We start from the raw sequence: 26,851 nt of genomic DNA, 5'->3' as shown, positions 1-26,851 counted from the left end.
TCATTCCTTTGTCATTTTCTGCCTGTGCTGACGGCTCAGCCCGCCGCGCAGTCTCCTGGCGCCTGGCAGCAGCTGGCGAGCAACTCGCGCAGCCAGCGCTGGCCGGGTTCCTGATGGCTGCGCGGATGCCAGGCGAGCAGCTTGGTGAAACCGGGCACCTCCAGCGGCAGCTCGCGCTGGACCAAACCCGGCTGACCGGCCACGAGGCGTTGCGGCAGCACCGAAACCAGGTCGCTTGCGCGCAGGATGTCGGGCAGCACCAGGAAGGCGGGCACGGACAGGCTGACGCGGCGGCTGCGCCCGAGCCGGGCGAGCGCTTCATCGGTGACGCCGCTGAAGCTGCCACCGGAGCTGGACACCAGCGCGTGCTCCACCGCGCAGAAGCGATCGAGATCGAGCGTGGGCAAGTCCGCCGCCGGATGCCCTGCCCGCATGACGCAGACATAACGCTCGTCGAACAGGCGGCGCGCATGCAGCGCCGCCGGCGTGCTCTCCGGCGTCAGCAGGGCAAGATCGAGCTCGCCGCGCGCCATGGCCTCCTCCAGCCCGGCTTCACGCAGGGGCAGCAAGGCAAGGCGGATGCCGGGCGCGAGCCGGCGCAGTGCGGCCAGAAAGGGCACCGCGACCGCGCGCTGGGCGTAATCGGTCGCGGCCAGGCGCAGGGTGAAGTTCGCCGCGGCCGGGTCGAACATCACCGGCTGCAGCAGGGCGTCGATACCGCCCAGGATTTCCTTGAGCGGGCCGGCCAGCGCCAGCGCACGCGGTGTCGGCACGATGCCGCGCTGGCTGCGCACGAAGAGCGGATCCTGGAAGACATCGCGCAGGCGGGTGAGCATGCCGCTCATGGCCGGCTGCGTCACATGCAGGCGCTCGGCCGCGCGGGTGACGCTGCCTTCGTCGAGCAGCGCATCGAGCGCCTTGAGCAGGTTCAGATCGGTGGTTTTGAGCTCGCGCATGGCGGCAGCATAGCCCGGCCTGCCGCCCGATGGCAGCTTCAGCGTGCTGCGCCGCGCCGGCCGATGAGCCAGGTCAGATAGACCAGGCCGATCACGCAGAAAGCCAGCAGGCTCCACTGCGGCAGCTGCAGGCCAAGGAAGAGCGGCTGGTTTTCGCTGCATTCCACGCCGCCGACCAGCCCGGCCTTGAAGAAGGCTTCATAGTTGCCGATCTGCAGGTAGTACCTGAGCCCGGCGCCGCAGCTGCCGCTGGCCTGCTCCGGATGGATCAGCAGCCAGCTCTGCCGCGCCGCACTCGCGAAGCCCGCCAGCAGGCCGAGCTCGCCCAGACGCTGGGTCAGGATCGCACCCGGCGGCCACGCGGCGGCGAGCAGGAAACCGCTGCCGGCGAGCAGGAAGCCCAGACGCTGGAACCAGCACATCGAGCAGGCTTCCAGATCGAAGAGATAACCCAGCAGCACGGCCAGGCCGACCGAGCCGAAGCAGAACAGGGCGAATGCGAGCAGCACGACGCGGCGATTGGCCTGAAAAAGGCGGGACAGCATGAGGAAAACTCCGTCAGGTTGAGGGGAAGAACAGGCGCTTTGAACCCGGAATGCATGAAGGGTTCGCCCCGTTCATCGCGCCGGTGCCACACTGTACCGGCAGCGCGACCGGGCCGCATCGCGCGGGGTGTCCCTGCCCGCCTGCGCGACGCCGATGCAGACTGCGTCCTCGTATCCGTGGAGTCCTGTCGTGCCTGCCTTGCCAAGCTTTGCCCTCTACCTGCTGTCCAGCCTGATCTGGGGTTCGACCTGGATGGCCATCACCTTCCAGTTCGGCCTTGTCGATCCGGCTGCCTCGGTGGGCTACCGCTTCCTGCTCGCCGGCCTGATCTTCCTGGCCTGGAGCGTGTGGCGCGGCGAGGGCTGGCGCCTGCCGCTGCACCATCTGCGCTGGGTGGCGCTGCAGGGGGTGCTGCTCTTCGGCATCAGCTACACCGCCACCTATGAAGCCGAGCGCCACATCGCCTCGGGCCTGATGGCGGTGCTCAACTCGGCGACCATGCTGTTCAACCTGATCGGCCTGCGCATCGCCTTCGGCAAGCGCCTGGATGCGAAATCCCTCGCCGGAGCCTGTCTGGGTTGCCTCGGCATCGTGCTCGTGTTCTGGCCTGAACTCGCCAGCGTGAAGGACGCTTCGGCCTGGCTGGGCGTGGGTTTCGGGCTGAGTGCCGCGGTGCTGGCCTCGGTGGGCAATCTGGTCGCGCAGCGCAATCACCAGCACAAGGTGCCGCTGCAGGCCGGGATCGGCTGGGCCATGCTCTTCGGAGGTGCTACCGCGCTGCTGATCGCGCTCGGCAAGGGTGAAGCGCTGGTGTTCGACACGCGCCCCGGCTACATCGCCTCGCTGCTCTACCTCGCGATCTTCGGCTCGGTGATCGCGTTCGCCAGCTATTTCACGCTGATCGGCCGCATGGGCGCCGGCCGCGCCGGTTATGTGGCGGTAGCGGTGCCGATTCTCGCGCTGGTGCTGTCGGGCTTCTTCGAAGGCTTTGTCTGGCAGTTGTGGACGGTGCTGGGCATTGCCTGCGCGGTGGCCGGCAACCTGATCATGATGCTGGAGCCGGCGCGCCTGCAGCGCCTCGCCTTCTGGCGGCGCGCGCCGGACGCTCAGGCCTGAGGCGGCCCGGCCCGCCAGGCCGCGTACCAGTCGGTGAGCAGGCGCTGCTCGCCCTGCGCGGCCAGCGCCTGATCCACCGCATCCTGATTGCCCCAGATCACGTCGGCCAGCTCGCCCCGCTCGACCTGCGCCCGGATATCGTCGCAGTACATGCCCAGCTCGCGCTGCACATGAAAACCGTAGCTGCGACAGACCACCGGCCGGTGCGCATAGACCGGGCAGGCCCCGCTCTGCCGGTCCAGAAACGGGCAGACAAAGGGCCGCACCTGCTGCTGCGCCAGCGCCGCCATGCGGGCGTCGAATCCGGCCAGCACCGGGTCCGGCAACACGGCCAGGCCTTCCTGCAGCAGCGCCCATTCGCCCGCGCTGATCACCGGCACCGCGGCAAGCTGGCGACAGCAGCTGTCGCAGCCCTTGCTGCAGAGCCAGTCCGGCTTCTGCGTGCGGATCGCGGCGGCCCGTTCATCCAGCCGCCGATGCAGGCTCAGCAGCGCTTCCCTCATTCGGCCGGCGCCGCGGGCGGCGGATTGCAGCGACCCTTCTTTTCGAGCCAGTAGACGGTGTTGCCGACCACCACGATGCTGCCGGAAATCACCGCAGAAGCCGCGGCCACGGCACCGACCACCGCGGCGCCACCCAGGCAGCCGGCGTTCTGGCACAGACCAAGCCGGACACCGCCGACATTCACCGCTTCCAGACTCATCTCGCGGACATAGATCTGGCAGCTGCGGTCATAGACCTCTTCGGTCTTCGGCATCACCACGCAGCCCGCCAGCAGTGGCAGCACGGCGCTCAGCAGCGCACGCATGGCCGGATGCCGGCGCGACACCGGTTCAGTGCGCACGGAATGCCGCCACGCTCGCCAGGCCTGCCAGCGTCATCAGCAGTGAGCCGACGACATGGATCGCGATCGCGCCGCAGGCCCAGCTCAGCCGGCCCTGCTGCAGCAGCGCGGTGACTTCGGCCGAGAAGGTGGAGAAGGTGGTGAGACCGCCGAGGAAGCCGGTGATCACGAACAGCCGCCACTCCGGCGCCAGCCCCGCATGATGCGAAAAGAAGGCAATCGCGACACCGATCAGGTAACCCCCGATCAGATTGGCCAGCAGCGTACCGGGCGGCAGCGTGGGAAACAGCGCGTTGAGCGCCGAGCCGAGTCCCCAGCGGAGGACTGCGCCGAGCGAGGCACCGGCACTGATGGCAAGGATCGAGGCGAACATGGGCATCCGGAAAAAGGGAAAACTTCGTGGCAAGCATACCGCGGCGTCCGGAAGGCGTCAGTGCCGCGCGTTATCATTCGGGCCTGCCCACGGAGCCCTGCCATGAAAAGAGTTGTTCTCGCCTGCGCCGCCAGCCTGCTTGCCCTCACCGCCCAGGCGGCCGAGGTCGTCATCAGCAAACCCTGGGTGAAGGGCACGCTCGCCAGCGCTCGCAGCTCCACCGCCTACCTGGAATTCCTCTGCGACGAAGCCGGCAGCATCGTCGCGGCCCGCTCACCGCTCGCCAGCTCGGTGAGCCTGCAGGACATGCGCTTCGAGCTTGACGGCGGCCCGCTGCGACCCACACCGGTCAAGTCCCTGCCCTTCGAGAAACGCCGCAAGCTGCTGCTCACGCCGGTGACCGGCCACCTCGTGCTGCAGGGCCTCAGCGGCCCGGTCAAGGCCGGCGACCGCATCCCCCTGATCCTCACCCTGCGCCTGGCCGACGGCAGCGAACAGGAAGTCACGGTGGAAGCGATCGGGCGCGGTGTGATGCCCTGAGCGACTCCGCTTCCGCGCAAGGCCTCCGGCCCCCCCGCCTTCGATCTGAACCCGCGGCGTCACCTCCGGCCGCGCTGCAGCGCATGAGGCAGGCTTGCAACAAACGATGACTGCGGAGGCTCTGCGGCGTCGTGTCGGGATACCATCGCGACCTCATCTTTCCGGACCCTGCTGGCTTGTGGTGTCGGCGGTCCGGCGAGGGATGGAGGATTTTCTCCCATGACTGCTCCTGCAAACGCCCCGCAACAGGGCGAAGGGCTGCGCCGCAGCCTCAAGGCACGCCATCTCACCATGATCGCGATCGGTGGCTCGATCGGTACCGGGCTCTTCGTCGCCTCCGGCGCAACAGTGGCCCAGGCAGGCCCGGGTGGTGCCCTGCTCGGCTATGCGCTGATCGGCCTGATGGTGTATTTCCTGATGACCAGCCTCGGCGAGATGGCGGCCCACATGCCGGTGGCCGGTTCCTTCTCGACCTATGGCGCACGCTTCGTGGAGCCGGGTTTCGGCTTCGCGCTGGGCTGGAACTACTGGTACAACTGGGCGGTGACCATCGCGGTGGAACTCGTCGCCGCGGCGATCATCATGAAGTACTGGTTCCCCGAAGTGCCCGGCATCGTGTGGAGCGGCGCGGCGCTGACGCTGATGTTCGCGCTCAACGCGATCTCGGTGAAAGGCTTCGGCGAAGGCGAATACTGGTTCTCGCTGATCAAGGTCGTGACCGTGATCGTGTTCATCGGCATCGGCCTGATGATGGTCTTCGGGATCATGCACCGGGGCGACACGCTGCCGCTGGAGAACTTCACCGCCGGGGATGCACCCTTTTCGGGCGGCATCATGGCGCTGATCGGGGTGGCGATGATTGCCGGCTTCTCCTTCCAGGGGACCGAGCTGATCGGCATCGCCGCGGGTGAATCGGATGATCCGGCGCGCAACATTCCGCGTGCGGTGCGTCAGGTGTTCTGGCGCATCCTGCTGTTCTACGTGCTGGCGATCCTGATCATCGGCCTGCTGATTCCGCATACCGACCCGAGCCTGCTCAAGAACGATGCCACCGACATCAGCGTGAGCCCCTTCACACTGGTCTTCGAGCGGGCCGGCATTGCCTTTGCCGCAAGCGTGATGAATGCGGTGATCCTGACCGCGATCCTCTCGGCCGGAAACTCGGGCATGTACGCCTCGACCCGGATGCTCTACGCCCTGGCCTGCGACGGCAAGGCACCGGCCTGCTTCGCGCGGCTGACGAAGAACGGCGTGCCCTTCAACGCGCTGCTGGCCACCACCGCTGTCGGCGCGCTGTGCTTCCTGACCTCGATCTTCGGGGACCAGACGGTCTATCTCTGGCTGCTCAACACCTCGGGCATGACCGGCTTCATCGCCTGGCTGGGCATCGCCGTGTGCCATTACCGCTTCCGCCGCGCCTGGCTGCTGCAGGGGCGTGATCTGGCCGAGCTGCCCTACCGCTCGAAGTTTTTCCCCTTCGGTCCGCTGTTTGCCTTCGGCCTCTGCCTGCTGATCGCGCTGGGTCAGAACTGGCAGGCCTTCTCTGCCGAGCGTGTCGACTGGATGGGGCTGATCGCGACCTATATCGGGATTCCGCTCTTCCTGCTGATCTGGGCCGGCTACCGCCTGCGTCGCGGCAGCCGCCTGATTCCGCTTGCCCGGATCGATCTCGACACCGACGCGCTCACCAGGCGCCGCCGCTGAACGCGCACTGCCGCCGGGCTGTCAGTCCGGCGTCAGGCAGGCGCAAGGGCTTGCACCTAGCATGCGGAATCCAACCGATTCCGGAGTCCGCATGCCTTCCTTCTCCCGCCGCCGCCTGCAGCGGGCCCTGTTGTGCAGCCTGCCGGCCGCCTTGCCGCTGCTGGTGCAGGCAGCTGAAACGCCCGGCCAGCCCGAAATCCCGGCCCAGGGGCTGGATGCTCATCACGCGGTACTGATCTGGCAGAAGCCGGCGGACTATCGCGAGGTGGTGGATTACCGGGTCTATCGCAACGGCCAGACCCTGGGCAGCGCGCGCGACAACGCCGCCCGCCTCTCGCCGGTCGCGCCCTATGTTGCGCATTTCGAAGCGGCGGACCGCGCGGCACAGCAGGTCCGCACCGATCTGCATCACTACCGGATCACCGATCTCTCGCCCGACAGCGATTACGATTTCAGCGTGCGCGCGGTCTATCGCGACGGCAGCCTCTCGCGCCCCTCGGCCACGCTACACGTCCGCACGCCGGCCGAATCGCCGCGCTGCGATGTGCGCGAGCAAGGCGCGAAAGGAGACGGCGAAACGCTCGACACCGTCGCGCTGCAGGCCAGCATCGACCGCTGCCCGGCCGGCGGCACGGTCTTTCTTCCGCCCGGCCGCTACCGCAGCGGCGCGCTCTTCCTGAAAAGCCGGATGACGCTGGAAATCGCTCGTGGCGCGACCCTGCTCGGTTCGGACCGCGCCGAGGACTATCCGCTCGACAAGGGCTATCTGCTCTACCCCTACTCCACCGTGCGGCGCCCGCCCTCGCTGCTGAACGCCTACGACCCGCGCCCGGGCAGCCATACCGCTTTCAATGACATTCGCATCGTCGGCGAAGGCGTGGTGGACGGCAACGGCTGGCGGCGTGACGAAGCCGCGGAAGCACCGGATGAAACCGGCCGCACCGCCCCGCGCTACCTGAAAGGCAATCGCAGCAGCGTGGACCAGACCGGCCTGCTGGCCGCAACGCAGGTCAAGGCAGGGCTCGCTGCCGGCCTCAAGCTGGAGACGGCCTATGGCCAGAGCCGGTCGAGCCTGATGACGCTGCGCGATGTGGACGGCGTGTATGTGTCCGGCCCCACCTTCCGCAACCCCGCCAACCACGGCCTGATGTTCCTCGAGGTCCGGCATGCCACGGTGGAAGGCGTCCGCATCGAGACCTTCAACGCCAACAACGGCGACGGTGTGGAGTTCGGCAACAGCACGGACGTGAAGGTGTTCGACAGCTTCTTCGACACCGGCGATGACTGCGTCAATTTCGCCGCCGGCACTGGCGCCGACGCGGCCCGCCAGCCGCCGATGAAGGGGGCCTGGATCTTCGACAACTACATGCGCCACGGTCACGGCGGCGTGGTGATCGGCAGCCATACCGGCGCCTGGATCGAAGACCTTCTGGCTGAAGACAACGTCATGTACCTGACCCAGGTCGGCCTGCGCGCCAAGAGCAATACCGCCAATGGCGGCGGGGGCCGGCAGGTGGTCTATCGCGACAATGCCCACCGCGATCTGGAGCGCGAGGCAGTCGTCATCACGCTCGACTATTCGGATGCCAACCAGCTGCTGGACTTCCGCCCGGCTCGTGAATCCGGCCGCTTCAGCGATTTCCGCATCCTGCACAACTCGGTCGTGGGCCGCCCGCCGGAAGCCGGTGCGGACATGCCGGCCGCCCTCACCGTCACCGCCAACCCGGCACAGCAGGTTTTCCACCAGAACATCAGCATCGAAGACCTGCGCCTGAGCGGCACCGGCGGCCTGCGCATCGACGGCCTGCTGCGCGGCAGCCTGCGGGACATCCGGCTGGACGATTACCGTGGCAGCGGCCCGGCGCTCTCGCTGGCCCATGCACCGGCGCTGAAGCGGGAGCATCTGGTCCTGCCGCAGCCCTGAAGCGCGCGGCGTCTCAGCGCATGCAGACGACGCAGGCGCCCAGCACATGCTCGAGATGATGCACGCGCAGCTGCTCGCTCACGACCGGACTGGGATTGGCCAGCGCCAGATGGGTGCCGGCGCGTGCGGCTTCACGGCGCACCGCGAGCAGCAATTGCAGCCCGGCGCCATCGATGGCGCTGACGGCGGAGAGATCCAGGGCGAGGATGTCTCCGCTGCTGGCGAGATCGAGCAGTTGCGGCAACAGTTCGTGTGCCGCAATCCGGTCGAGCGCGCCTGACACGGCGAGTGCAGTCATCAGGGCAGCTCCTCCTGCAGCCGGGCCGGCCGGAAACCGGCGCTCACGGGCGTTTCCATTACGGAACAGGCCGATGCCGGTTTCCTGAAGCCTGCCCCTTGGTTAGGCTTGGCAGACCGCTTTTCGCACACTGCCCTGCCGGAAACCATGCTGACATCCTTCCGTGAAACGCTCGCCCCCGGCCTCGTGATGGAGGTCGAAGGCCGCCTGCTGGCCAGCGGACGCAGTCCGCATCAGGCCTGGGAAGTCTGGCAGACGCCGGCTTTCGGCCGCCTCTACCGGCTGGACAATCGCAGCATGGCGGCCGAAGCCGATAGCCACCTGTGCCATGAGCCGCTGGTACACGTCGCCGGGCTCGCCCATCCCGGCCCGCAGCGTGCGCTGGTGCTGGGCGGCGGAGATGGCGCGAGCTGTGCGGAGCTCCTGCGCTACCCCACGCTGCGCGAGATCGTGCTTGCCGAGCTGGATCCGGCCGTCCTGGCACTGGCCCGCGAATGGCTGCCCGCGCTGCACGCCGGCGCACTCGACGACGCCCGGGTGACGCTCCGCCTGGGCGATGCGCAGGAGGTCGTTACCGCCTGGCAGCCCGGCGACGAGCCCTTCGATCTGGTGATCTTCGACCTGACCGATCCCGACACCGCGGCCGCCCCGCTGTTTTCCACCGCCTTCTTCCGGGCCTGCTGGCGCGGCTGCGCGAGGTGTTCCGCGAGCTCACGCCGGTCCGGACCAGCATCCCGCTCTATGGCGGCGCCTGGGCGCTCGTGGTGGCGTCCGATACGCTGAAACCCGCGTCGCTCGATCCGGCGCTGCTTGCCCGCCGCCTCGCCCGGCTTGGCGGCGGGCTGCGCCTGATCGATGCCAGCCGGTATCATGCGCTGCTCGCCGGCGCACTGCTGCCGGCCTCCACCGCCCCCTGATCCGCCCGGCACCATGTCCCGCACCATCCCCATCCTTCCGCGCGCTGCCAGCCGCCTGCCGCAGGCACCGCAACTCACCGCACCCCCGCCACTGTCGCTCTACATCCACTATCCGTGGTGCGTGCGTAAATGCCCGTATTGCGACTTCAACTCGCACAACGTGAAGGAAGCCGGCATTCCGGAAGCCGCCTACATCGATGCGCTGCTGCGCGATCTGGAAGGCTCGCTGCCTTCGGTGTGGGGCCGCCGGGTGCATAGCATCTTCATCGGCGGCGGCACGCCCAGCCTGCTCTCGCCGGAGGGCCTGGACCGCCTGCTGACCGCCACGCGCAGCCTGCTGCCGCTGGAGCCGGATTGCGAGATCACGCTCGAAGCCAATCCCGGCACGGTGGAGTCCGACCGCTTCGCGGCCTTCCGCGCGGCCGGCGTGACCCGCGTCAGCGTGGGCATCCAGAGCTTCAACGCAGCCCATCTGAAAGCACTGGGCCGCATCCATGACCGCGACGAAGCGATGCGCGCACTCGAAGCCGCGGCACGGCATTTCGACACCTGGAACGCGGACCTGATGTACGCCCTGCCGCAGCAGAGCCTGGCCGAAGCCGAAGCGGACCTGGATCAGGTGCTGGCCTTCGCGCCGCCGCATCTCTCCTGCTACCACCTCACGCTGGAGCCCAACACCCTCTTCCACCGCGATCCACCGCCGCTGCCGGACGACGATCTGTCGGCCGACATGCAGGAGATGATCGAAGCGCGGCTCGCCGCAGCCGGTTACCTGCATTACGAGACCTCGGCCTTCGCCCGGCCGGGCCACCGCTGTCGCCACAACCTCAACTACTGGCGCTTCGGCGACTATCTGGGCATCGGCGCCGGCGCGCACGGCAAGCTTTCGGATCACCTGGGCATCCACCGCACGATGCGTCACAAGCATCCGAACGCCTATCTGGACGCCGCCGCCAGCGGCCAGTTCACCCAGGATGCGCACGATGTGGGGGTGGCCGACCTGCCCTTCGAATTCATGATGAACGCGCTGCGCCTCACTGAAGGCGTGCCGCGTTCGCTGTTTGCCGAGCGCACCGGCCTGCCGCTGGAAAGCATCGAAAGCCAGCTGCTCGAAGCCCGCAAGCAAGGCCTGCTGGAGATTACCGACAGCCTGATCCGGCCGACGGACCAGGGCCAGCGCTTTCTCAATGACCTGCTCGGGCTCTTCCTGCCCGCGCAGTCCTGAACACCGAAAGGACCGGATCATGATCGACAACGCCGACGAGGGAGCCGTGGAGGTTTCCACCCGCGACTACCAGCCCGCCGATGCCGCGGCACTGGCGGCAGTTTTCCGCGCGGCAGTGCTGGAAACCGGCCCCGCCGCCTATTCGGCCGAGCAATGCGCCGCCTGGGCGGCCAGCGCGGACGACGCTGCGGCCTGGGCACAGCGCCTGCAGGACAACTGGGTTCGCGTGGCCGTGGATGAAGCGGGCGAAATCGCCGGCTTCGGCGCGATCCGCATGCCCGGCCATATCGACCTGATCTTCACCGCGCCCGAATTCAACCGCCAGGGCGTGGGCAGCCTGATCCTCGAAGATCTGCTCGAACTCGCCGCGGCGATGGGCGCGAAGCAGCTCACCACGACCGCCAGCGAGCTCTCCCGGCCCTTCTTCGAAAAGCACGGCTTCCGGGTGCAGGAATCCGGCGCCCACGAGCGCTGCGGCCAGATGCTCACCTGCCACGCGATGGTGCGCGGCCGATAGACCTGCCTGGCCGCTCGGTGCGGTCGACAGTGCCGCTGCCGGGCCGGAGCCGGGCGCAAAAAAGCCGGGGCAGCGCATGCCCCGGCAAACTCAGGAGTGCAGCAGAAATCCGGGGGGCCAGGAGTCGGCCGCTCAGATCGGTGCGATATGGATCGATTCGATTTTCACCGCAGCGCCTGATTCGGCGCGGATCTGCACGAAGGAGCGGGCGTCACCGATCCTGCCCTCGAACACATTGTCTCCGACCTTCAGCTCGCCCACGCTGGCCTTGACCAGCTGCGAGCCGCTGCCCAGCGGGGATTGGTCGCGCTTCGAGGTGCTGTTGTTCACATAGATGAAGAAGTTGTCCTTGCCGGGATGGGTCGCCACCGCCTCGGCCACCCGGATGGTGATCCGGTAGGGTTTGCTGAGATCCAGCACGCCATCGGGCCGGCCGGAACCATCGGAGTCGGCCAGCTTGCCACCGGCTTCGGGCACCGCACCGATGGCAAAGCGGCCATTGGCGAGCACGAGCTTGCCATCTTCGACCACATGCCGGCCGCCGGTGGAGACCAGCATCGGCGTGCCGGGCTGCTCCGGCAGATGCCTGAATGCCGGGCTGAAGGGCTCGCTGCCGGTGAAATGCAGGTCCAGCGGAATGGCGGCCTGGGCCCAGCCCGCCGCGAGGAGCGCCAGGCTGCTGGCGATCAGTTTGAGTTTCATCGTTTGTCTCCGTCTTTTCTGGTCAGGAACAGCGCCGGTCGAGCGACGCTGTCGGTGTTCTTGACCGGATGCGGGGAGACAAGTTCCGCCTCGCAGCGCCTCAGCGCGGGGGCGAATCGAGTTCGAGCGCCTGGATCCGGACTTCCGCCCGGGCCTCCGGCGCATCATGCCGCGCGGGCGCCCAGCCCTTGCGAAGGCAGGCCTGATTCGGCTGGCCGGCGAGATCGGTGGTGCTGCAGGCCTGGATGTAGAGGCCGGCCTTGAAGAAGCAGGCGCCCTCGATGCGCGTCGGGTCGAGCCTGGCCTCGAGCGCGTGGTCCAGACCGCTGGCGAGATTGCGGTAGCGGACCGCAAGCCTGCCCTGGCGGATTTCGATATCTACCGCCATCGGCTGGCCCAGCACATAGGCGGGGTCGAGCGTGCCGGCCCGGGCTGCGTTGTTCCACAGCATCTCGATGCGGCCGGTATCGCTGTGGCCATTCGCACCGGGCGGGCCGACATAGCGCAGCATCAGCTTGTCGTCGCGGGCGTCGTGAATCTGGCCGATCACCACTTCGGGCTTGGCCGGGGTGGTGGCCAGCAGGCGCTGCTCGAGGCGCATCCTGCGGGCAGCCTGGAGGCAATCCCAGGCGGCAGGGCGGCCGGAAGTGTCCATTTCGCGCAGTTCGCTGCGGGCATAGGCCGTGTTGCCCGTGGTCCGCGCCCCCCCCGCTGGCGCACGAAACACGAGGTCCTGCCCGTCCTGCTCGAACCAGGGCGGCACCGATGCACCGGCCGGATCCGCGATTTCATCGGCACGGCCATTGGCGTCGGCATCCACCGGCAGGGTCAGCTTCCAGCGCGAGAGATCGACCCCGGCCTGCGCGGGCAATGCCAGGAGGCACAGCAGCGCCGCCGCCGGCCTCACTTGCGGCGGGTCCAGTAATCGATACGGCGCCCGTCACGCCAGGTGTATTCGTCACGCAGCCGGTCTCCGCTGGCGAGGCTCAGCTGGCTGTCGGTGCGCCATTTCGTGGAGCGGAGCAGGAAGCCGGCGCGCAGGAACTGGCCATCCCACTGGATTTCGGGAATCTCAAACCACTCGTCCGCCTGCATGTCCCGCGCCAGGAGGCAGACCTGCCTGTCGCGCATGAAAAGGGAATACCGGACCTTCCACTGCGCGATTTCCCAGTTGCCGAGAAAGGCACTGTCAAAATGCCGGCCAGGCAGGAAGCAGACCGGATCGGGTTGCGGTGCGGCCTGCGCCGGCAAGGCCAGCAGGGCAGACAGCAGCAGGAAAGCAAGACGGCTCATCGGGCGGGACGGGAGGAAGGCGGACACTGGCGCCGATCTTAGCCCGAAAGGCGCATCATCACACCTTGTGAAAGATGCTCCGGCGCCTCACATGTGTGTCATGTCGTGACCGGAATCACTGCTCTGAAAACAGATCGCCGCAGTTTTTTCCACCGCCTCGCGCGGTCTGCCAGCTTCCCCCTCGTCCTGCTCGCCGCGTGCCTGCTCTGGCTCGAGGACTGGTTGTGGGAGCCGCTCGCGCAGCTGATGCAGCGGCTCGGCCGCCTGCCGCTGCTGTGCCGCATCGAGGCGCTGATCCGCGCCGCGCCCCCCTGGCTGGCACTCGCGTGCTACGGCATTCCGATGCTGGTGCTGCTGCCCTTCAAGTTCGCCGGGCTGTGGCTCTTCGCACGGGGGCATTTCCTGTTCGGCGGGGGCGTGTTCCTGCTCGCCAAGATTGCCGGCACCGCAGTCGCCGCGCACCTTTTCACGCTGACCCGCGCCAGCCTCATGAAGCTGGCCTGGTTCGCCCGCCTGTATGCCGGTTTCATGAAGCTGCGCGACTATGCGTACTGCCGCGTGCGCCGCAACCGGCTCTGGCGGCTGACCCGGATCGGGCGCTGGCGCCTCGGACGAAAGCTCCGCAGCCTGGCCTGAAAGCGTCAGGCCGGCGGAAAGAACAGCGCCAGCCAGACCGTCCGCGAGGCGGTCTGCGCGACCCGGTGCGCACAGCCAGCGGGAATCAGCAGGCTGTCGCCGGCAGTCAGCATGATGCGGGTGTCATCACGGTACTCCAGCTCGGCCGTGCCCTGCAGCAGCAGGACCCACTCGTCCTCGGCCTGCTCGTACCAGAATCCGGGCGGGCTCACCTGCCCGTCCGACACGATGCGTTCGATACGCAGACCCGGTCGTTCAAGCAGCGTGAGAAAGTGCTCCTCGAAGCCTGCCGGCGGCAGATCGCGAAGCAGGGAAAGTCCGCCGGAACGGGCCTCACTCATGCAGGCCTCCCGGCGTGCACAGCGTGGTCGCATGGGTCATCAGCAGGGCAAACGCCAGCGCCAGCGGCAGGCAGAGCAGCGCACCACCTTTCCAGTGCCCGGCAAAGCCACTGGAACGCCTCATGGCGGGCTCGAACAGCAGCGGAAGGGGGGTGACCGCGGCAAGCAGTGGCAAACCGCGTACAAGCCACATCAGTGCGGCGGAAGCTGAACAGGAGGCGAACAGTGCCATCAGGCCGATCACGGTGAGCAGCAGGATCAGCTGCCGGAGGACGAACCGGACACGCTCATGGCGAATCCGCCGACTGAGCCAGAGGCCATACAGCGGCCAGCTCACCGCACCGCTCATCAGCAGCACATGCTGTTCGCGCAGGCTGCTGAGGGCGACCAGCTCATAGACGACCAGCGGAAACAGGATGACCAGCAGCAGCACCAGCAGATGGCCTGCCAGCCGCAACAGGATGCCGGAAATCCGGCGCAGGAGGCCTGACCGGTTTGCGGAGGCCGGCGTGCTGGATGCTGATGTCATGAAAAGTCTCTGGGCGGACGCGAAGATCCGCCCTGCCGGATCAGGCCTGCAGCTTGCCGATCAGGCCATCGAGCTGGTCCAGGCTGGCAAACTCGATGATGAGGCTGCCGGCGCCCTTGCGGTTGGCCTTGATTTTCACCACCGCGCCAAGCCTGTCCGCCAGTTCTTCCTCGAGGCGAGCCACATCGCGATCGGGGGCCGGTTTCGCCTTGAGGCTGTTTTCCTTCGGCTTCACCTGGCTGCTGACCAGCTTTTCGGTTTCACGCACCGACAGGCGCTTGGCCACCACCTGGTTGGCGGTCAGGATCTGATCGGCCGAGGGCAGCGCCAGCAGGCTGCGGGCATGGCCCATCTCGATATCGCCGGCCATCAGCAGTTCCTGCACCGGGCCGGGCAGCTGCAGCAGGCGCAGCAGGTTGGAAGTGGCCGGGCGCGAGCGGCCCACCGCATCGGCAGCCGCCTGGTGAGTCATGCCGAACTCGTCGATCAGGCGCTGGATGCCGGTGGCTTCTTCCAGCGGGTTGAGGTCTTCGCGCTGGATGTTTTCGATCAGCGACATGGCCAGCGCGGCCTCGTCCGGAATCTCGCGGATGATGACCGGCACTTCGGTGAGTTCCGCGATCTGTGCGGCACGCCAGCGACGCTCGCCGGCGATGATTTCATGCCGCCCTCCTCCCACCGGACGCACCGTGATCGGCTGCATCAGGCCCTGGGCCTTGATCGACGCGGCCAGCTCCTCGAGCGAGCCGGCATCCATGCGGGTACGCGGCTGATACTTGCCCGGCTGGAGATTGCCGACCGGCAGCGTGGTGAGGTTGCCGTTGTCGGACGAAGGCAGATCGTCACCGCCGAGCAGGGCTTCGAGGCCTCGACCGAGGCCTTTCATCTTGGGTTTCATGTTGCGTGGATTCCGTTCAGATGGTCTGGATGCGCTCGATCATTTCGGCGGCAAACTGCATGTAGGCCTGCGAGCCGCGGGCGGCCTTGTCAAAGACCACGCCGGGCATGCCGTGGCTGGGGGCTTCGGCCAGCCGCACATTGCGCGGAATGATGGCCTTGAAGACCTTGTCGCCGAAGTGCGCTTCGAGCTGGGCCGAGACCTGTTGCGAGAGCGTGCTGCGGGTGTCGAACATCACGCGCAACAGACCGATGATCTTGAGGTCGCGGTTGAGCTTGGCGTGTACCTGCTTGATCGTGTTCACCAGGTCGGAGAGACCTTCAAGCGCGTAGTACTCGCATTGCATCGGGATGATCACGCCGTGGGCGCCGCAGAGGCCGTTGAGCGTGAGCATGGAAAGGCTGGGCGGGCAATCGACCAGCACGAAGTCGTATTGCTCGTCGACCGCCGCCAGAGCGTCCTTGAGGCGCTTCTCGCGATTGTCGAGACTGACAAGCTCGATCTCGGCACCGGCGAGCTCGCGGTTGGAGGCCAGTACATCGTAGCCACCGGACTCCGACCTGGCGCGTGCTTCCGCCACACTGTTCTGCCCGATCAGGACCTGATACACGGTGGACGGCACCGTGCGCTTGTCGATGCCCGACCCCATCGTGGCATTGCCCTGGGGATCAAGATCGACCAGCAGGACGCGCTGGCCGTGCGCTGCAAGGGCAGCCGCGAGGTTGACGGTGGTGGTGGTCTTGCCGACGCCACCCTTCTGGTTTGCAACCGCAAAGATGCGTGCCATATGCGTGCTCAGGTCCGGGAAATGAAGAGGAGATGTCTTTCGGCATCGACGCCGGGTACCTGCAGCCGGCGCGATTCGAGGAGTTTGCAGCCCGCCGGCAGGGCCGCGAGCTCGTCGTCAGGATACTGGCCCTTCATGGCAATCCAGCGACCACCCGGAGCCAGCAGATGCCCGGTCAGGCTGACGAAATCCGCCAGACTCGCAAAGGCCCGCGAACTCACTGCCGGAAAAGGCTCGGCGGGCTGGAATTGTTCCACCCGGATGTTGTGCACGGAGAGATTGGCGAGCTTGAGCTCGGCCTTCGCCTGGAGCAGGAAACTTGTTTTCTTGCCAACCGTTTCGACCAGCGCCACTTCACAGTCCGGCCGGCAGATCGCCAGCGGAATGCCCGGCAGACCACCGCCGGCGCCGATATCAGCCACCCGGGTGACATCGGCCACATGCGGCAGAATGGAAAGCGAATCGAGCAGATGAAGGTCGATCATCGACGCTTCATCGCGGATCGCAGTAAGGTTGTAGACCCGATTCCATTTCATCAGCAGCGCGCCATAGGCGAGCAGACGTTCCCGGGTTCCGGCATCCAGATCCAGACCGAGCTTTTCAAGACCGGCAGCCAGGCGTTGGGCAGTCGCACTCATGCCTCGGCGCTCCCCTTCATGCGCGAGGCCATCTCGCGCTTCTTCAGGTGAATCAGCAGCAGCGAAATCGCGGCGGGCGTGATGCCCTGGATGCGGGATGCCTGACCAATGGTTTCGGGCTGGTGCTGACGCAGCTTCTGCTGCACTTCGCGCGACAGGCCGCTGACGCTGGCGTAATCCAGATCGGCCGGCAGCACGGTGTTTTCCTGGGTCGCCGCGCGCTGAACATCTTCCTGCTGCCGCTCGATATAACCCTGGTACTTGGCCGAAATCTCGATCTGCTCGACAACTTGCGGATCGGTTTCCGGGTTTTCCGGCGCGAGCGACAGGCTCATCAGCGCCGCGTAAGTCATGTTGGGCCGGCGCAGCAGATCGAAGAAACGGTACTCGCGTTCGAGCTCCTGACCGAAAACACGCTGGGCTTCTCCTTCGACAAGCTTGTGCGGCACCGCCCAGGTGGCACGCAAGCGGGCCGATTCACGTTCGATGGCTTCACGCTTGGTACAGAAAGCTGCCCAGCGTCGCTCATCGATCAGGCCCAGTGCACGGCCCTGTTCGGTCAGACGCAGATCCGCATTGTCTTCGCGCAGGGACAGGCGGAACTCCGCACGCGAGGTAAACATGCGGTAGGGTTCGGTGACGCCGCGGGTAATGAGGTCATCCACCATCACGCCCAGATAGCTCTCGGCGCGCGAAGGCGTCCAGGCAGGTTTGCCCTGAGCCAGCAGTGCGGCATTCACGCCAGCCAGCAGACCTTGTGCAGCGGCTTCTTCATAACCGGTGGTGCCGTTGATCTGCCCCGCGAAGAAGAGACCGGCAATACTCTTGGTTTCGAAACTCGCCTTCAGGTTGCGCGGATCGAAGTAGTCGTACTCGATGGCATACCCGGGGCGCAGAATGTGTGCGTTTTCCAGCCCGCGGATCGAGCGGACCAGCGCGAGTTGCACATCGAACGGCAGAGAAGTCGAGATGCCGTTCGGATAGATCTCGTGCGAGCTGAGGCTTTCAGGCTCCAGGAAGATGTTGTGACTGTCCTTGCCGGCAAAGCGATGAATCTTGTCTTCGATCGAAGGGCAGTAACGCGGCCCCACGCCTTCGATCACGCCGGTGTACATCGGCGAGCGATCCAGCCCTCCGCGGATGATGTCGTGTGTGTGGGCATTGGTTTGCGTCACCCAGCACGGCATCTGCTTCGGGTGCTGGGCGGCATTGCCTAGGAAGGAAAACACCGGCAGCGGGTCATCACTGTGCTGCTCCTGCATCACCGAAAAATCGATGGTTTTGCCATCCAGGCGCGGCGGCGTACCGGTTTTGAGGCGCCCCACCGGCAAAGCCAGTTCGCGCAGCCGATGGGAAAGCGAGATGGCAGGAGGATCCCCTGCCCGGCCTCCGGAGTAATTCTCGAGACCGACGTGGATCTTGCCGTTCAGAAAAGTCCCCGCAGTCAGCACGACCGTCGGCGCTTCAAAGCGCAGGCCGATGGCGGTCACCACACCGCTAACCCGTTCGCCGACGACGGTAATGTCATCAACTGCTTGCTGGAACAGGGTCAGATTTGGCTGATTTTCCAGACGGCGACGGATCGCTGCCTTATAGAGGATACGATCGGCCTGTGCCCGGGTAGCACGCACAGCAGGTCCCTTGGAAGCATTCAGGATCCTGAACTGAATCCCGCCTTCATCGGTTGCCTCGGCCATGGCACCCCCGAGCGCATCGACTTCCTTGACCAGATGCCCCTTGCCGATGCCACCGATCGAGGGATTACAGCTCATTTGCCCCAAGGTCTCGATGTTGTGGGTAAGCAGCAGCGTCTTGCTGCCTGCACGCGCCGCGGCGAGCGCAGCCTCCGTACCGGCGTGACCGCCACCAACGACAATGACATCAAAAGCGTGTGGATACAGCATGGGACAAACCTTCAATTGGGCTGGCAATGATACGCCGCGGGCAGATCAGGGCCTAGTGGATAGATCTGTGGAAAAGCTGTGCAGCAGCTTGTATAAGCTGAATCGCATGTTTCACGTGAAACATGGATAAGCAGCGGAAAGCAGAGCTGCACCAGAAAATTCAGATTGAGGAATGTTTCACGTGAAACAAGCTCAACTCTTTTCAGCCCAGAGCGCACGTGCGACGGCTTTCCAGACGTCGTCACCATGAACTTCCTCCCCCTTGCCTGCGCCCTCTTCCATGGTTCGCAGCATCAGTGCAATGAGACCATAGAACTTGAGACGGGCATGTTCGCGGATATCGCCGGGAGCAATCGGAGCCGAAGAGGCATCCGGTTTGTAAGCCAGTGCTTCACGCGCCAGGGAACGCAACTGCTGCTCGCTGTTCCAGTCGACACCCAGCGCAATCAGAACACCCGCCAATTCGGAGGAAATCTGACGAGCACCCTTCTGCTGATCTTCAAAATCGGACATGTCATTTTCCTATGCAGAATCTGGAAAAAATTACACCGAGCAAATCGTCTGCACCGAATTCTCCGGTGATCGTATTGACAGCTTCCTGTGCAAGCCGGAGTTCTTCAGCCAGAAGATCCAGCTGACTCACCATCTCGAGTGCAGTGCCGACATGTCGGGCTGCTTCGCGCAAGGCTTCAAGATGACGTTCTCTGGCGAGAAACACGTCTTCACCGTGCGCCTCCCAACCGACAATTTCCAGCAGGGTTTTGCGCAAAAGCTCCATGCCTTCGCCGGTTCGGGCGGATATCCAGAGCGCGATACCAGCGTCGAGATTTTCACGCCGGACATTTTCTCCGTGACGATCGATCTTGTTGAAGATCCAGACGACCGGAACACCATCAGGCAATCGCGCATCGATTTCATGGTCTTCAGCCGTAATACCGACACCAGCATCCACCATGCGCAGTACGACATCCGCAGCCGCAATCTCGCGCCAGGAACGTTCAATACCGATTTTCTCGACGACATCATCCGTATCCCGCAAACCCGCGGTATCGATGATGTGCAGGGGAATGCCCTCGATCTGGATTACCTCGCGAAGAACGTCGCGCGTAGTGCCGGCCACTTCCGTCACGATGGCACGATCTTCACCGGAAAGCTGATTGAGCAGACTCGATTTGCCCACGTTGGGCTGACCTGCCAGCACGACCTGCAAGCCACGCCGCAGCAGGCTGCCCTGCTTTGCACGGGAGAGAATGTTTTCCAGTTCACCGCTCAAGGCATGAAGACGGGGAATGGCACGCGCCGACTCGAGGAAGTCGACTTCCTCTTCCGGAAAATCCAGTGTGGCTTCCACCAGCATGCGCAGATCGACCAGCCTGTCCCGCCAGGCATGAATCTCGTCCGAGAACCGGCCCGAAAGCGAGCGCAGCGCAGAGCGCGCTGCCGCCGTTGTCGATGCATCGATGAGGTCGATCACGCCTTCGGCCTGAGCCAGATCGAGCCGGTCATTGAGAAAAGCGCGGCGCGTGAATTCTCCAGGCTCCGCCAGTCTCGCACCTAACTCGACACAGCGCGCCAGCAGCATCTGCATGACCACCGGACCACCATGGCCCTGAATCTCGACGACATCCTCACCGGTGTAGGAGTGCGGCGCAGGAAAATACAGTAGCAAGCCCTGATCAATGGGGCGCTGCTCAGCATCGAGGAAATTCGCCAGGGACGCCAGGCGGGGCTTGGGAAGTCGTCCGGTAAGGGCATCTGCGAAGCTGGAAAGATCCGGGCCGGACACCCGGATCACTCCGATGCCACCGCGACCGGGAGCGGTCGCGATGGCGGCAATCACGTCACTTGGCAGGCTTGACTGCACCATTTTCGATGGACCGCGTGATGTACCACTGCTGTGCGATGGACAGCGTGTTGTTGAGCACCCAGTACAGCACCAGACCCGACGGGAACCAGAGGAACATGAAGGTGAACATGATCGGCATCAGCAGCATCACCTTGGCTTGGACGGGGTCCGGCGGCGTGGGGTTCAGCCTGGTCTGGATCAGCATGGTGGCCCCCATGATGACGGGCAGGATGAAGTACGGATCCTTAACCGAAAGGTCGGTGATCCAGAACATCCAGGGAGCCTGGCGCATTTCAACTACACCCAGCAGTACCCAGTAGAGCGCGATGAAGACCGGCATCTGGATCAGGATGGGCAGACAGCCTCCCATCGGATTGACCTTCTCGGTCTTGTAGAGCTCCATCATGGCCTGATTGAGCTTCATCTTGTCGTCCTTGTACCGCTCCTGCAGTGCCTTCATCTTCGGCATCAGCGTCTTCATCTTCGCCATCGAGCGATAGGATGCGGCAGACAACGGGAAGAAGCAGGCCTTGATCAGGATGGTCACGATGATGATCGCCCAGCCCCAGTTACCGACCAGGGTATGGATATGTGACAGCACCCAGAACAGGGGCACGGCGATGATGGTCACCCAGCCGTAGTCGACGACCAGATTGAATCCGGGAGCAATCGCCTTGAGTTTGTTCTGCTCTTGCGGACCGACATACAGGGGTACATCGATCACGCCTTTCTGACCCGCCGCGACAGCCACCGGCAGCTTCACGCCAGCGCCGAAGACATCACCGGCAATCTTGTGGGTATAGAACTCACGGTCAACATTGCCCTGCGGCAACCAGGCACTCACGAAATAATGCTGGACCATGGCCACCCAGCCGTCCTTGGCACTCTTCACATACTTGGCTTCATCCTTCTCGATCTTCTTGAAATCGATCTTCTGGAACTTGCCTTCCTCTGTATAGACGGCCGGGCCGGTAAAGGAACTCACACCACCAAAGAAACCGGCAGAGTGCTCAACCGGCTTGCTGTCGCGGGCAAGCTGGAAATATGCCGTTGTATTGAGCGCCGCAGCGGTGGTGTTATTGATCTCGTAAGCCACGTCGATCAGATAGGAACCGCGATGGAAGGTCAGAACCTTGCTGACTTCAACGCCATTCACTGCGGGAGCAGTCATCCGGATCTGAACGCTGTCTTCGCCATCCTTGAGCGAATAATCGCCCCCTTTCAGGCTGAACACGGTCTTGTGATTCGGCAGCTCATTGCCGATCAGGCCACTATTGGCTACATAGAAATGCTCGCCCTGATCCTGGAGGACGACGAAATTCTTGCTGTGGTCAGCACTCTGCTTGTGCTGGGTCAGCTCGACATTGATGATGTCACCGCCCTGAGCCGACACCGTGGCAATCAGGGTGTCCGTCCTGACAACTGCGCGGGCAGCCGTCACATAAGCCGATTCGGGACCTTGTGCCGCACCGGGCACTGCCTGGCTCGGCGCTGCTGCGCTCACGCCGGAAGCCATCGGAGCCGGCAAGGCCGCTCCTTGAGCCGTCGCCGACTGGGCTGCAACAGGTGGCAACTTCGGCGCATTGTGCTGCTGCCATCTTTCCCACAGCATGATCACGGAAAAGGCAAACACTGCCATCAGGATAAGACGCTTGTAATCCATCTGCATGATGAGGACTCTGAATGGGAAAGTAGGAACGCCTCTTTCACGGCACCGGATCGTGTCCACCATCACTCCATGGATGGCAGCGACCCAGCCGGAAAACGGCAAGTTTAAGGCCTTTCAGCAAGCCATGCTTCTGCAGGGCTTCCGCGGCATAGGACGAACAGCTCGGGTGAAACCGGCATCGGTTTCCCAGCCACGGGCTGACGAGATACTGATAGGCCCGGATGAGCCCCAGCAGGATGACTTTCATTTCGGCAAACGCCGGAAGAGACCCGCGAGATCTCCCCTGAGTTCCGCCTTGCTCACAGCCTTGGCCGGCGCATTGAGGCGCAGGATCATATCGTGGCAGGGCAGGATTTCGCGCGTATGGCGGAAATGCTCACGTGCCATTCGCTTGATGAGATTGCGCAGCACGGCACGCCGTGCCAACTTCTTGGCAACCACGACGCCAAGACGGGCACAGGCGTACTCGGAAGGCTTGTAATGGAGCACGAAATAGCGCCCTCTTACAGCCTTTCTGAAAGCAAAAACGGATGAATACTCATCCGTTTTGCACAAGCGATACGCGGGTCTGAAAGACCGCGACACTGCCTGCGGATCCGTGTTGCCAGCCGACACCCTGATCAGCCTCGAATCCGCAATCAGCCTGCTCAGACAGCCAGGCGATGACGGCCCTTGGCGCGACGAGCAGCAATCACCTTGCGGCCACCCTTGGTAGCCATGCGAACCAGAAAACCGTGGGTGCGCTTGCGGCGGACCACAGAAGGTTGATACGTGCGTTTCATGATCTTTCCCTAATCCAACTTATGCGGCGAACTCGCGATTAGATAGCTCGAACGCATTTTTGTCAAGCGAAAACATATACATCCCTCTTCCGAAGCTGTGGATAAATACGGGGGGAAACTGTAGAATTCCCACTTCCGGCTCAATCCCCCGCAGCCTTGCACAAGTAGGGGAGCAGCCGGGTTGCCCCCTCTGATCATGCATGCCCGGCCTGCCCTGTGGACAGTTCGGGCGAGCTGCATTGCAACCACCGGTGAAAGCCGCATCTGCCCGCTTGCAGGCAGTTGAGTCAAAGAACAAGCCTGTACAAATCGTGAGTCAAAGCTTCTGGAACGCCTGCCTTGCCCGCCTGGAAAGTGAACTGCCGTCGCAGCAGTTCAACACCTGGATCCGTGCCCTCGAGATCGCCGAGGCCGTCGAAGGAGAAGGCGTTCGCCTGTTCGCACCCAACCGCTTTGTGCTTCAGTGGGTCCGTGAGCGTTACCAGAAACGTCTGGAACAGCTGGCCGAAGAGTTCTTCGGCGGCCCCACTGCACTGAGTTTAGAAGTCCGCGTTCCCAGCAAGAAATCCACCGCTGCTGCGCAACAGCCCATCCGCACCCCTTCGCCGGCCGAGCGCGCCAGCGCCGCAGCCAGTGGCCGCAATACGCCCGTCCCGCCACCTGCCCAGCAGCATCACCAGCCCGAGGCGCCGGCCATCATTACTCCGGCAGGCAACGCATACGAAAAAACCCGCCTGAATCCGTCCTTCACCTTCGACACACTGGTGACGGGCCGCGCCAACGACCTCGCCCGTGCAGCAGCCATTTCAGTCGCCAATAACCCGGGCACCTCGTACAACCCGCTGTTCGTCTATGGTGGCGTCGGCCTCGGCAAGACCCACTTGATTCACGCCATCGGCAACGAAGTGCTGCGACACAATCCCAAGGCCGTCGTGCGTTACGTCCACGTGGAAGACTACTTCTCCGACGTACTGCGCGCTTACCAACAGAAGAGCTTTGACCAGTTCCAGCGCTACTACCGCTCGCTGGACCTGCTGCTGATCGACGACATCCAGTTCCTAGGTGTCGGCAACAAGGAACGCACCCGTGACGAGTTCTTCCACGCTTTCAATGCGCTGACCGAAGCCCGGAAGCAGATCGTCATCACCTGCGACACGTATCCAAAGGATATCCAGGGTCTGGAAGACCGCCTGATTTCGCGCTTCGACTGGGGTCTGACAGTGCAGATCGAGCCGCCCGAGCTCGAGATGCGGATCGCGATCCTCAAGAAGAAGGCCGAGTTCGACAACGTTCCGCTGCCGGATGACGTCGCCTTCCTGATCGCCAAGAACCTGCGCTCCAACGTCCGCGAGCTCGAAGGCGCACTCAAGAAGGTTGTCGCCTACGCCCGCTTCCACAGCCGTGACATCACGCTGGAAGTGGCTCGCGAGGCCCTGCGCGACCTGCTTGCAGCCCACAACCGCCAGATCACCTTCGAACTGATCCAGAAGACCGTGGCGGACTTCTACAAGATCAAGCTCGCCGAGCTGCTCTCCAAGAAGCGGACACGCAATATCGCCCGCCCGCGTCAGGTCGCCATGTATCTGGCAAAGGAACTCACGCCTTCCTCACTGCCCGCCATCGGCGATGCCTTCGGCGGTCGGGATCACACAACTGTGCTTCATGCCTGTCGTACGATTACGGAATTAAGACTTAATGATCAACAACTTAACCATGATCTTCACGTTCTGACGCAAACGCTCAGAGGTTAGATCAGGCTTGTGGACAAAGCCTGTACAAGGCTGCGGAGCAAATGTGCGCAAGGCTGGGCAAATCCCGAAGCATGGAATTCATCCCCACTCGCCCACATCGTTCAAGGAGACTGTTCCACAAGGTCTTCAACATACTCAACGCCTTGTTTTGTATTGGTAAAAATGATTTATCCACAGAAACAGGCTCGATATATTAGTAGTAAACGGTTTATATAAAGACTCTGTTAACAACAACGTCATGACGGCAATTTCAGGCGCGCTGACGCTTGCTGACTGGATGCTGCTCCTAAAGACTTTCCGGTTCACACCACGGAAACCGATCGGAGGAGCTGGTCGGGAATGAAAAGGCGGCTCCGAGACGTTCCAGAAATCGTCGTTTCCCCTGACAATGTGGATAAGCAGGCTGACAAGCCGGGAAGCAAATGTGGACAAGTGTGGTCAATTGCCGGACCCCGATTCTTGTCCCCAATTGCACACAGCGCTCTCCCCCCGGTTTCAAACAGCTTGATCAACGAAGCAAGTTATTGAACAGATTGAAGTTTTAAGTGTTTTCCACAGAAACTGGCCAGATATATTAATAATAGGAGGTTTATATAAATGCTCTTGTTAACAAGCACTCGTGATGCCTTGCTGGCCCCTCTCCAGTCGGTTTCAGGCATCGTGGAAAAGCGGCATACGCTGCCTATCCTCTCCAATGTGCTGATCGAGAAGCGGGGCGATGCCCTGACGCTGCTGGCAACCGACATCGAAATCCAGATCACCACCAACCAGACTTCCCAGGGCGGCGAAGACGCTTCGATCACCGTGGGCGCCCGCAAGCTGCAGGACATCCTGCGTGCACTGCCCGACAGCGAAGTCAGCCTGGTTCTGGACGACAAACGCCTCACGCTCAAGGCTGGCAAGAGCCGCTACAACCTGCAGACGCTGCCGGCGACCGATTACCCGCGCATGCAGCTCAACACCGGCGAAAGCCTGACGGTGCGCCTGCCGCAGAAGGATTTCCGTCGCCAGCTGGCCCAGGTGGCCTATGCCATGGCCGCTCAGGACATCCGCTACTACCTCAACGGCCTGCTGATGCAGGTGATGGGCACCGAGCTGCGCATGGTGGCCACCGATGGTCACCGTCTGGCACTCTCCTCGAGCACGCTGGAGCAGAGCTACGAGAAGACCGAAGTCATCCTGCCGCGCAAGACCGTGCTGGAGCTCACCCGTCAGCTGGCTGACAGTGAAGATCCGGTCGAGATCGTGATTACCGGCAACCAGGCCTGCTTCCGTTTCGGTCCGATCGAACTGATCACCAAGCTCATCGATGGCAAGTTTCCGGACTACGAACGCGTGATTCCGCAGGGCAATCCGAAGCTGGTGACGGCGCACCGTGCAAGCCTGCTCTCCGCGCTGCAGCGTGCGGCCATCCTGACCAACGAGAAATTCCGCGGCCTGCGGGTGGTGCTGGAATCCGGCCTGTTGCGCGTGATCAGCTCCAATGCCGAGCAGGAAGAAGCGCAGGAAGAGCTCGAGGTGTCCTATGCGGGTGACAGCCTGGAAGTGGGATTCAACGTGACCTATCTGCTCGACGTGCTCAACAACGTGAGTACCGACACCGTTGAGATCCACCTCAACGAACCGATGTCGTCTGCGCTCTTCACGCTGCCTGGCAATGAGCAGTTCAAGGCCGTCGTAATGCCGATGCGCATCTGATGCTCGAGCGCCCGATCAGGTCTGCAGCTGTCCGTCTGGCCTGCTGCCTCGTTTTCGCCGGACTGGCTGCCTGCAGCAACCCGTCCGGCGTCCGGGAAGAGCCTGCCGCCGATCCCGGAATGGTGCCTGTCCGAAAAGTCATCGGGCGCGAGCAGCTCGAAGGGCGTATCCTTGGACGTTTTGCTTCCGGCGCCCGCTTTGCCAGTCTCGAGATCGGCATGTCGCGCAGTGAAGTGGAAAAACTGCTGGGTGCCCCTGATTCGGTCGAAATCCATTCTACCGGAACGGCTTGGGTGCCCTACTACTTCGGCGCTGATGCCTGGAGCATTGCCAGCAACTACAAGGGTGAAGGGAGGCTGATCTTCAACGCTGACAGCCTTCTGATCCTCATCGACGCAAGCGGATCCGCGCGCTGAA

At 63.9% G+C, this 26,851-nt stretch carries 33 protein-coding genes; 12 read left to right on the top strand and 21 right to left on the bottom strand.

What is annotated here, in order from left to right; translation table 11 throughout:
• Positions 1-35: 35 nt before the first annotated feature.
• The gene (locus ABDB87_RS07350) at positions 36-956 is read right to left on the bottom strand and encodes a LysR family transcriptional regulator (protein WP_345925521.1); all 921 of its coding nucleotides are present in this window, start codon (positions 954-956) and stop codon (positions 36-38) included.
• Positions 957-994: 38 nt separating this feature from the next.
• Positions 995-1,501 carry a disulfide bond formation protein B gene (locus tag ABDB87_RS07345; protein WP_345925519.1) on the bottom strand — a complete coding sequence of 169 codons (507 nt, stop codon included), beginning with the start codon at positions 1,499-1,501 and terminating at the stop codon, positions 995-997.
• Positions 1,502-1,691: 190 nt separating this feature from the next.
• On the opposite strand from ABDB87_RS07345, the gene ABDB87_RS07340 reads away from it, so the two are divergent.
• Complete coding sequence (locus tag ABDB87_RS07340) at positions 1,692-2,618, top strand: DMT family transporter (protein WP_345925517.1); 927 nt, start codon at positions 1,692-1,694, stop codon at positions 2,616-2,618.
• Here the strand turns inward: ABDB87_RS07340 and ABDB87_RS07335 are convergent.
• From ABDB87_RS07335 to crcB, 3 genes are read right to left on the bottom strand one after another with little or no spacing between them, the layout of a single operon-like run.
• Entirely contained in the window at positions 2,609-3,121 is a 513-nt protein-coding gene (locus ABDB87_RS07335; protein WP_345925515.1) for a YkgJ family cysteine cluster protein, read from the bottom strand. The genes ABDB87_RS07340 and ABDB87_RS07335 overlap by 10 nt on opposite strands.
• Complete coding sequence (locus ABDB87_RS07330) at positions 3,118-3,426, bottom strand: hypothetical protein (RefSeq protein WP_345925513.1); 309 nt, start codon at positions 3,424-3,426, stop codon at positions 3,118-3,120. Before ABDB87_RS07330 ends, ABDB87_RS07335 begins: the two co-directional genes overlap by 4 nt.
• 25 nt (positions 3,427-3,451) lie before the next feature.
• The gene (gene crcB, locus ABDB87_RS07325) at positions 3,452-3,835 is read right to left on the bottom strand and encodes a fluoride efflux transporter CrcB (protein WP_345925511.1); all 384 of its coding nucleotides are present in this window, start codon (positions 3,833-3,835) and stop codon (positions 3,452-3,454) included.
• 102 nt (positions 3,836-3,937) lie between these two features.
• Here crcB and ABDB87_RS07320 point away from each other — a divergent pair, with 102 nt between their 5' ends.
• The 3 genes from ABDB87_RS07320 (at position 3,938) to ABDB87_RS07310 (ending at position 8,003) form a co-directional block, all read left to right on the top strand.
• Positions 3,938-4,375, top strand: coding sequence for a copper chaperone PCu(A)C (locus ABDB87_RS07320; protein WP_345925509.1), 438 nt, complete (start codon positions 3,938-3,940; stop codon positions 4,373-4,375).
• A 219-nt stretch (positions 4,376-4,594) separates the two neighbouring features.
• Positions 4,595-6,079 carry an amino acid permease gene (locus ABDB87_RS07315; RefSeq protein WP_345925507.1) on the top strand — a complete coding sequence of 495 codons (1,485 nt, stop codon included), beginning with the start codon at positions 4,595-4,597 and terminating at the stop codon, positions 6,077-6,079.
• A 91-nt stretch (positions 6,080-6,170) separates the two neighbouring features.
• Positions 6,171-8,003 (top strand): glycosyl hydrolase family 28 protein, encoded by a 1,833-nt coding sequence (locus tag ABDB87_RS07310; protein ID WP_345925504.1) that lies wholly within the window; start codon positions 6,171-6,173, stop codon positions 8,001-8,003.
• A 13-nt stretch (positions 8,004-8,016) separates the two neighbouring features.
• Here ABDB87_RS07310 and ABDB87_RS07305 read toward each other — a convergent pair whose 3' ends face one another.
• Positions 8,017-8,301 carry an STAS domain-containing protein gene (locus tag ABDB87_RS07305; protein WP_345925502.1) on the bottom strand — a complete coding sequence of 95 codons (285 nt, stop codon included), beginning with the start codon at positions 8,299-8,301 and terminating at the stop codon, positions 8,017-8,019.
• A 147-nt stretch (positions 8,302-8,448) separates the two neighbouring features.
• Between ABDB87_RS07305 and ABDB87_RS07300 the strand changes: the two genes are divergently transcribed.
• Genes ABDB87_RS07300 through ABDB87_RS07285 form a run of 4 tightly spaced genes read left to right on the top strand, consistent with a single transcriptional unit; the run spans position 8,449 to position 10,960 of the window.
• On the top strand, positions 8,449-9,084 hold the full coding sequence (locus tag ABDB87_RS07300; RefSeq protein WP_345925500.1) for a spermine/spermidine synthase domain-containing protein: 636 nt from the start codon (positions 8,449-8,451) through the stop codon (positions 9,082-9,084).
• The gene (locus tag ABDB87_RS07295) at positions 9,063-9,218 is read left to right on the top strand and encodes a hypothetical protein (RefSeq protein WP_345925499.1); all 156 of its coding nucleotides are present in this window, start codon (positions 9,063-9,065) and stop codon (positions 9,216-9,218) included. Before ABDB87_RS07300 ends, ABDB87_RS07295 begins: the two co-directional genes overlap by 22 nt.
• A gap of 13 nt (positions 9,219-9,231) precedes the next feature.
• Positions 9,232-10,443: a radical SAM family heme chaperone HemW gene (gene hemW, locus ABDB87_RS07290; protein ID WP_345925498.1), complete on the top strand. Its 1,212-nt coding sequence runs from the start codon at positions 9,232-9,234 to the stop codon at positions 10,441-10,443.
• A gap of 19 nt (positions 10,444-10,462) precedes the next feature.
• A complete protein-coding gene (locus tag ABDB87_RS07285; protein ID WP_345925497.1) occupies positions 10,463-10,960 on the top strand; it encodes a GNAT family N-acetyltransferase in 498 nt (165 codons plus the stop codon).
• 132 nt (positions 10,961-11,092) lie between these two features.
• Here the strand turns inward: ABDB87_RS07285 and ABDB87_RS07280 are convergent, their stop codons facing one another.
• From ABDB87_RS07280 to ABDB87_RS07270, 3 genes are all read right to left on the bottom strand, one after another.
• A complete protein-coding gene (locus ABDB87_RS07280; RefSeq protein WP_345925496.1) occupies positions 11,093-11,662 on the bottom strand; it encodes a hypothetical protein in 570 nt (189 codons plus the stop codon).
• A gap of 100 nt (positions 11,663-11,762) precedes the next feature.
• Positions 11,763-12,569 (bottom strand): polysaccharide lyase family 7 protein, encoded by an 807-nt coding sequence (locus ABDB87_RS07275; protein WP_345925495.1) that lies wholly within the window; start codon positions 12,567-12,569, stop codon positions 11,763-11,765.
• Positions 12,566-12,955: a hypothetical protein gene (locus tag ABDB87_RS07270; protein WP_345925493.1), complete on the bottom strand. Its 390-nt coding sequence runs from the start codon at positions 12,953-12,955 to the stop codon at positions 12,566-12,568. The genes ABDB87_RS07275 and ABDB87_RS07270 overlap by 4 nt, the downstream gene beginning before the upstream one ends.
• A gap of 105 nt (positions 12,956-13,060) precedes the next feature.
• Here ABDB87_RS07270 and ABDB87_RS07265 point away from each other — a divergent pair, with 105 nt between their 5' ends.
• Entirely contained in the window at positions 13,061-13,591 is a 531-nt protein-coding gene (locus tag ABDB87_RS07265) for a hypothetical protein (protein ID WP_345925491.1), read from the top strand.
• A gap of 5 nt (positions 13,592-13,596) precedes the next feature.
• Here ABDB87_RS07265 and ABDB87_RS07260 read toward each other — a convergent pair whose 3' ends face one another.
• From ABDB87_RS07260 to rpmH, 12 genes are all read right to left on the bottom strand, one after another.
• On the bottom strand, positions 13,597-13,932 hold the full coding sequence (locus tag ABDB87_RS07260) for a cupin domain-containing protein (RefSeq protein ID WP_345925489.1): 336 nt from the start codon (positions 13,930-13,932) through the stop codon (positions 13,597-13,599).
• The gene (locus ABDB87_RS07255; RefSeq protein ID WP_345925487.1) at positions 13,925-14,461 is read right to left on the bottom strand and encodes a hypothetical protein; all 537 of its coding nucleotides are present in this window, start codon (positions 14,459-14,461) and stop codon (positions 13,925-13,927) included. Before ABDB87_RS07255 ends, ABDB87_RS07260 begins: the two co-directional genes overlap by 8 nt.
• 40 nt (positions 14,462-14,501) lie before the next feature.
• On the bottom strand, positions 14,502-15,359 hold the full coding sequence (locus ABDB87_RS07250; protein WP_345925486.1) for a ParB/RepB/Spo0J family partition protein: 858 nt from the start codon (positions 15,357-15,359) through the stop codon (positions 14,502-14,504).
• Between the two features lie 16 nt (positions 15,360-15,375).
• Positions 15,376-16,146 carry a ParA family protein gene (locus tag ABDB87_RS07245; RefSeq protein ID WP_345925484.1) on the bottom strand — a complete coding sequence of 257 codons (771 nt, stop codon included), beginning with the start codon at positions 16,144-16,146 and terminating at the stop codon, positions 15,376-15,378.
• Between the two features lie 8 nt (positions 16,147-16,154).
• Complete coding sequence (gene rsmG / locus ABDB87_RS07240; RefSeq protein WP_345925482.1) at positions 16,155-16,784, bottom strand: 16S rRNA (guanine(527)-N(7))-methyltransferase RsmG; 630 nt, start codon at positions 16,782-16,784, stop codon at positions 16,155-16,157.
• Positions 16,781-18,688: a tRNA uridine-5-carboxymethylaminomethyl(34) synthesis enzyme MnmG gene (gene mnmG / locus ABDB87_RS07235; protein WP_345925480.1), complete on the bottom strand. Its 1,908-nt coding sequence runs from the start codon at positions 18,686-18,688 to the stop codon at positions 16,781-16,783. Before mnmG ends, rsmG begins: the two co-directional genes overlap by 4 nt.
• Before the next feature lie 192 nt (positions 18,689-18,880).
• Positions 18,881-19,201: a hypothetical protein gene (locus ABDB87_RS07230; protein ID WP_345925478.1), complete on the bottom strand. Its 321-nt coding sequence runs from the start codon at positions 19,199-19,201 to the stop codon at positions 18,881-18,883.
• Position 19,202: 1 nt separating this feature from the next.
• Positions 19,203-20,555 (bottom strand): tRNA uridine-5-carboxymethylaminomethyl(34) synthesis GTPase MnmE, encoded by a 1,353-nt coding sequence (gene mnmE / locus ABDB87_RS07225; protein ID WP_345925476.1) that lies wholly within the window; start codon positions 20,553-20,555, stop codon positions 19,203-19,205.
• On the bottom strand, positions 20,530-22,197 hold the full coding sequence (gene yidC, locus ABDB87_RS07220) for a membrane protein insertase YidC (RefSeq protein WP_345926061.1): 1,668 nt from the start codon (positions 22,195-22,197) through the stop codon (positions 20,530-20,532). Before yidC ends, mnmE begins: the two co-directional genes overlap by 26 nt.
• 43 nt (positions 22,198-22,240) lie before the next feature.
• Positions 22,241-22,450: a membrane protein insertion efficiency factor YidD gene (gene yidD / locus ABDB87_RS07215; RefSeq protein ID WP_345925474.1), complete on the bottom strand. Its 210-nt coding sequence runs from the start codon at positions 22,448-22,450 to the stop codon at positions 22,241-22,243.
• Positions 22,447-22,788, bottom strand: coding sequence for a ribonuclease P protein component (gene rnpA / locus ABDB87_RS07210; RefSeq protein WP_345925472.1), 342 nt, complete (start codon positions 22,786-22,788; stop codon positions 22,447-22,449). The genes yidD and rnpA overlap by 4 nt, the downstream gene beginning before the upstream one ends.
• 62 nt (positions 22,789-22,850) lie before the next feature.
• On the bottom strand, positions 22,851-22,985 hold the full coding sequence (gene rpmH, locus ABDB87_RS07205) for a 50S ribosomal protein L34 (RefSeq protein ID WP_018604832.1): 135 nt from the start codon (positions 22,983-22,985) through the stop codon (positions 22,851-22,853).
• 311 nt (positions 22,986-23,296) lie between these two features.
• On the opposite strand from rpmH, the gene dnaA reads away from it, so the two are divergent.
• From dnaA to ABDB87_RS07190, 3 genes are all read left to right on the top strand, one after another.
• Positions 23,297-24,736, top strand: coding sequence for a chromosomal replication initiator protein DnaA (dnaA, locus tag ABDB87_RS07200; RefSeq protein WP_345925469.1), 1,440 nt, complete (start codon positions 23,297-23,299; stop codon positions 24,734-24,736).
• 597 nt (positions 24,737-25,333) lie between these two features.
• Complete coding sequence (gene dnaN, locus ABDB87_RS07195) at positions 25,334-26,434, top strand: DNA polymerase III subunit beta (protein WP_345925467.1); 1,101 nt, start codon at positions 25,334-25,336, stop codon at positions 26,432-26,434.
• Positions 26,435-26,553: 119 nt separating this feature from the next.
• A complete protein-coding gene (locus ABDB87_RS07190) occupies positions 26,554-26,850 on the top strand; it encodes a hypothetical protein (protein ID WP_345925465.1) in 297 nt (98 codons plus the stop codon).
• The last annotated feature ends 1 nt before the right edge of the window (position 26,851 follow it).

The organism is Uliginosibacterium paludis (assembly GCF_039631355.1).
Lineage (GTDB): Bacteria > Pseudomonadota > Gammaproteobacteria > Burkholderiales > Rhodocyclaceae > Uliginosibacterium > Uliginosibacterium paludis.
This window is presented reverse-complemented; position numbering and strand designations above follow the sequence as displayed.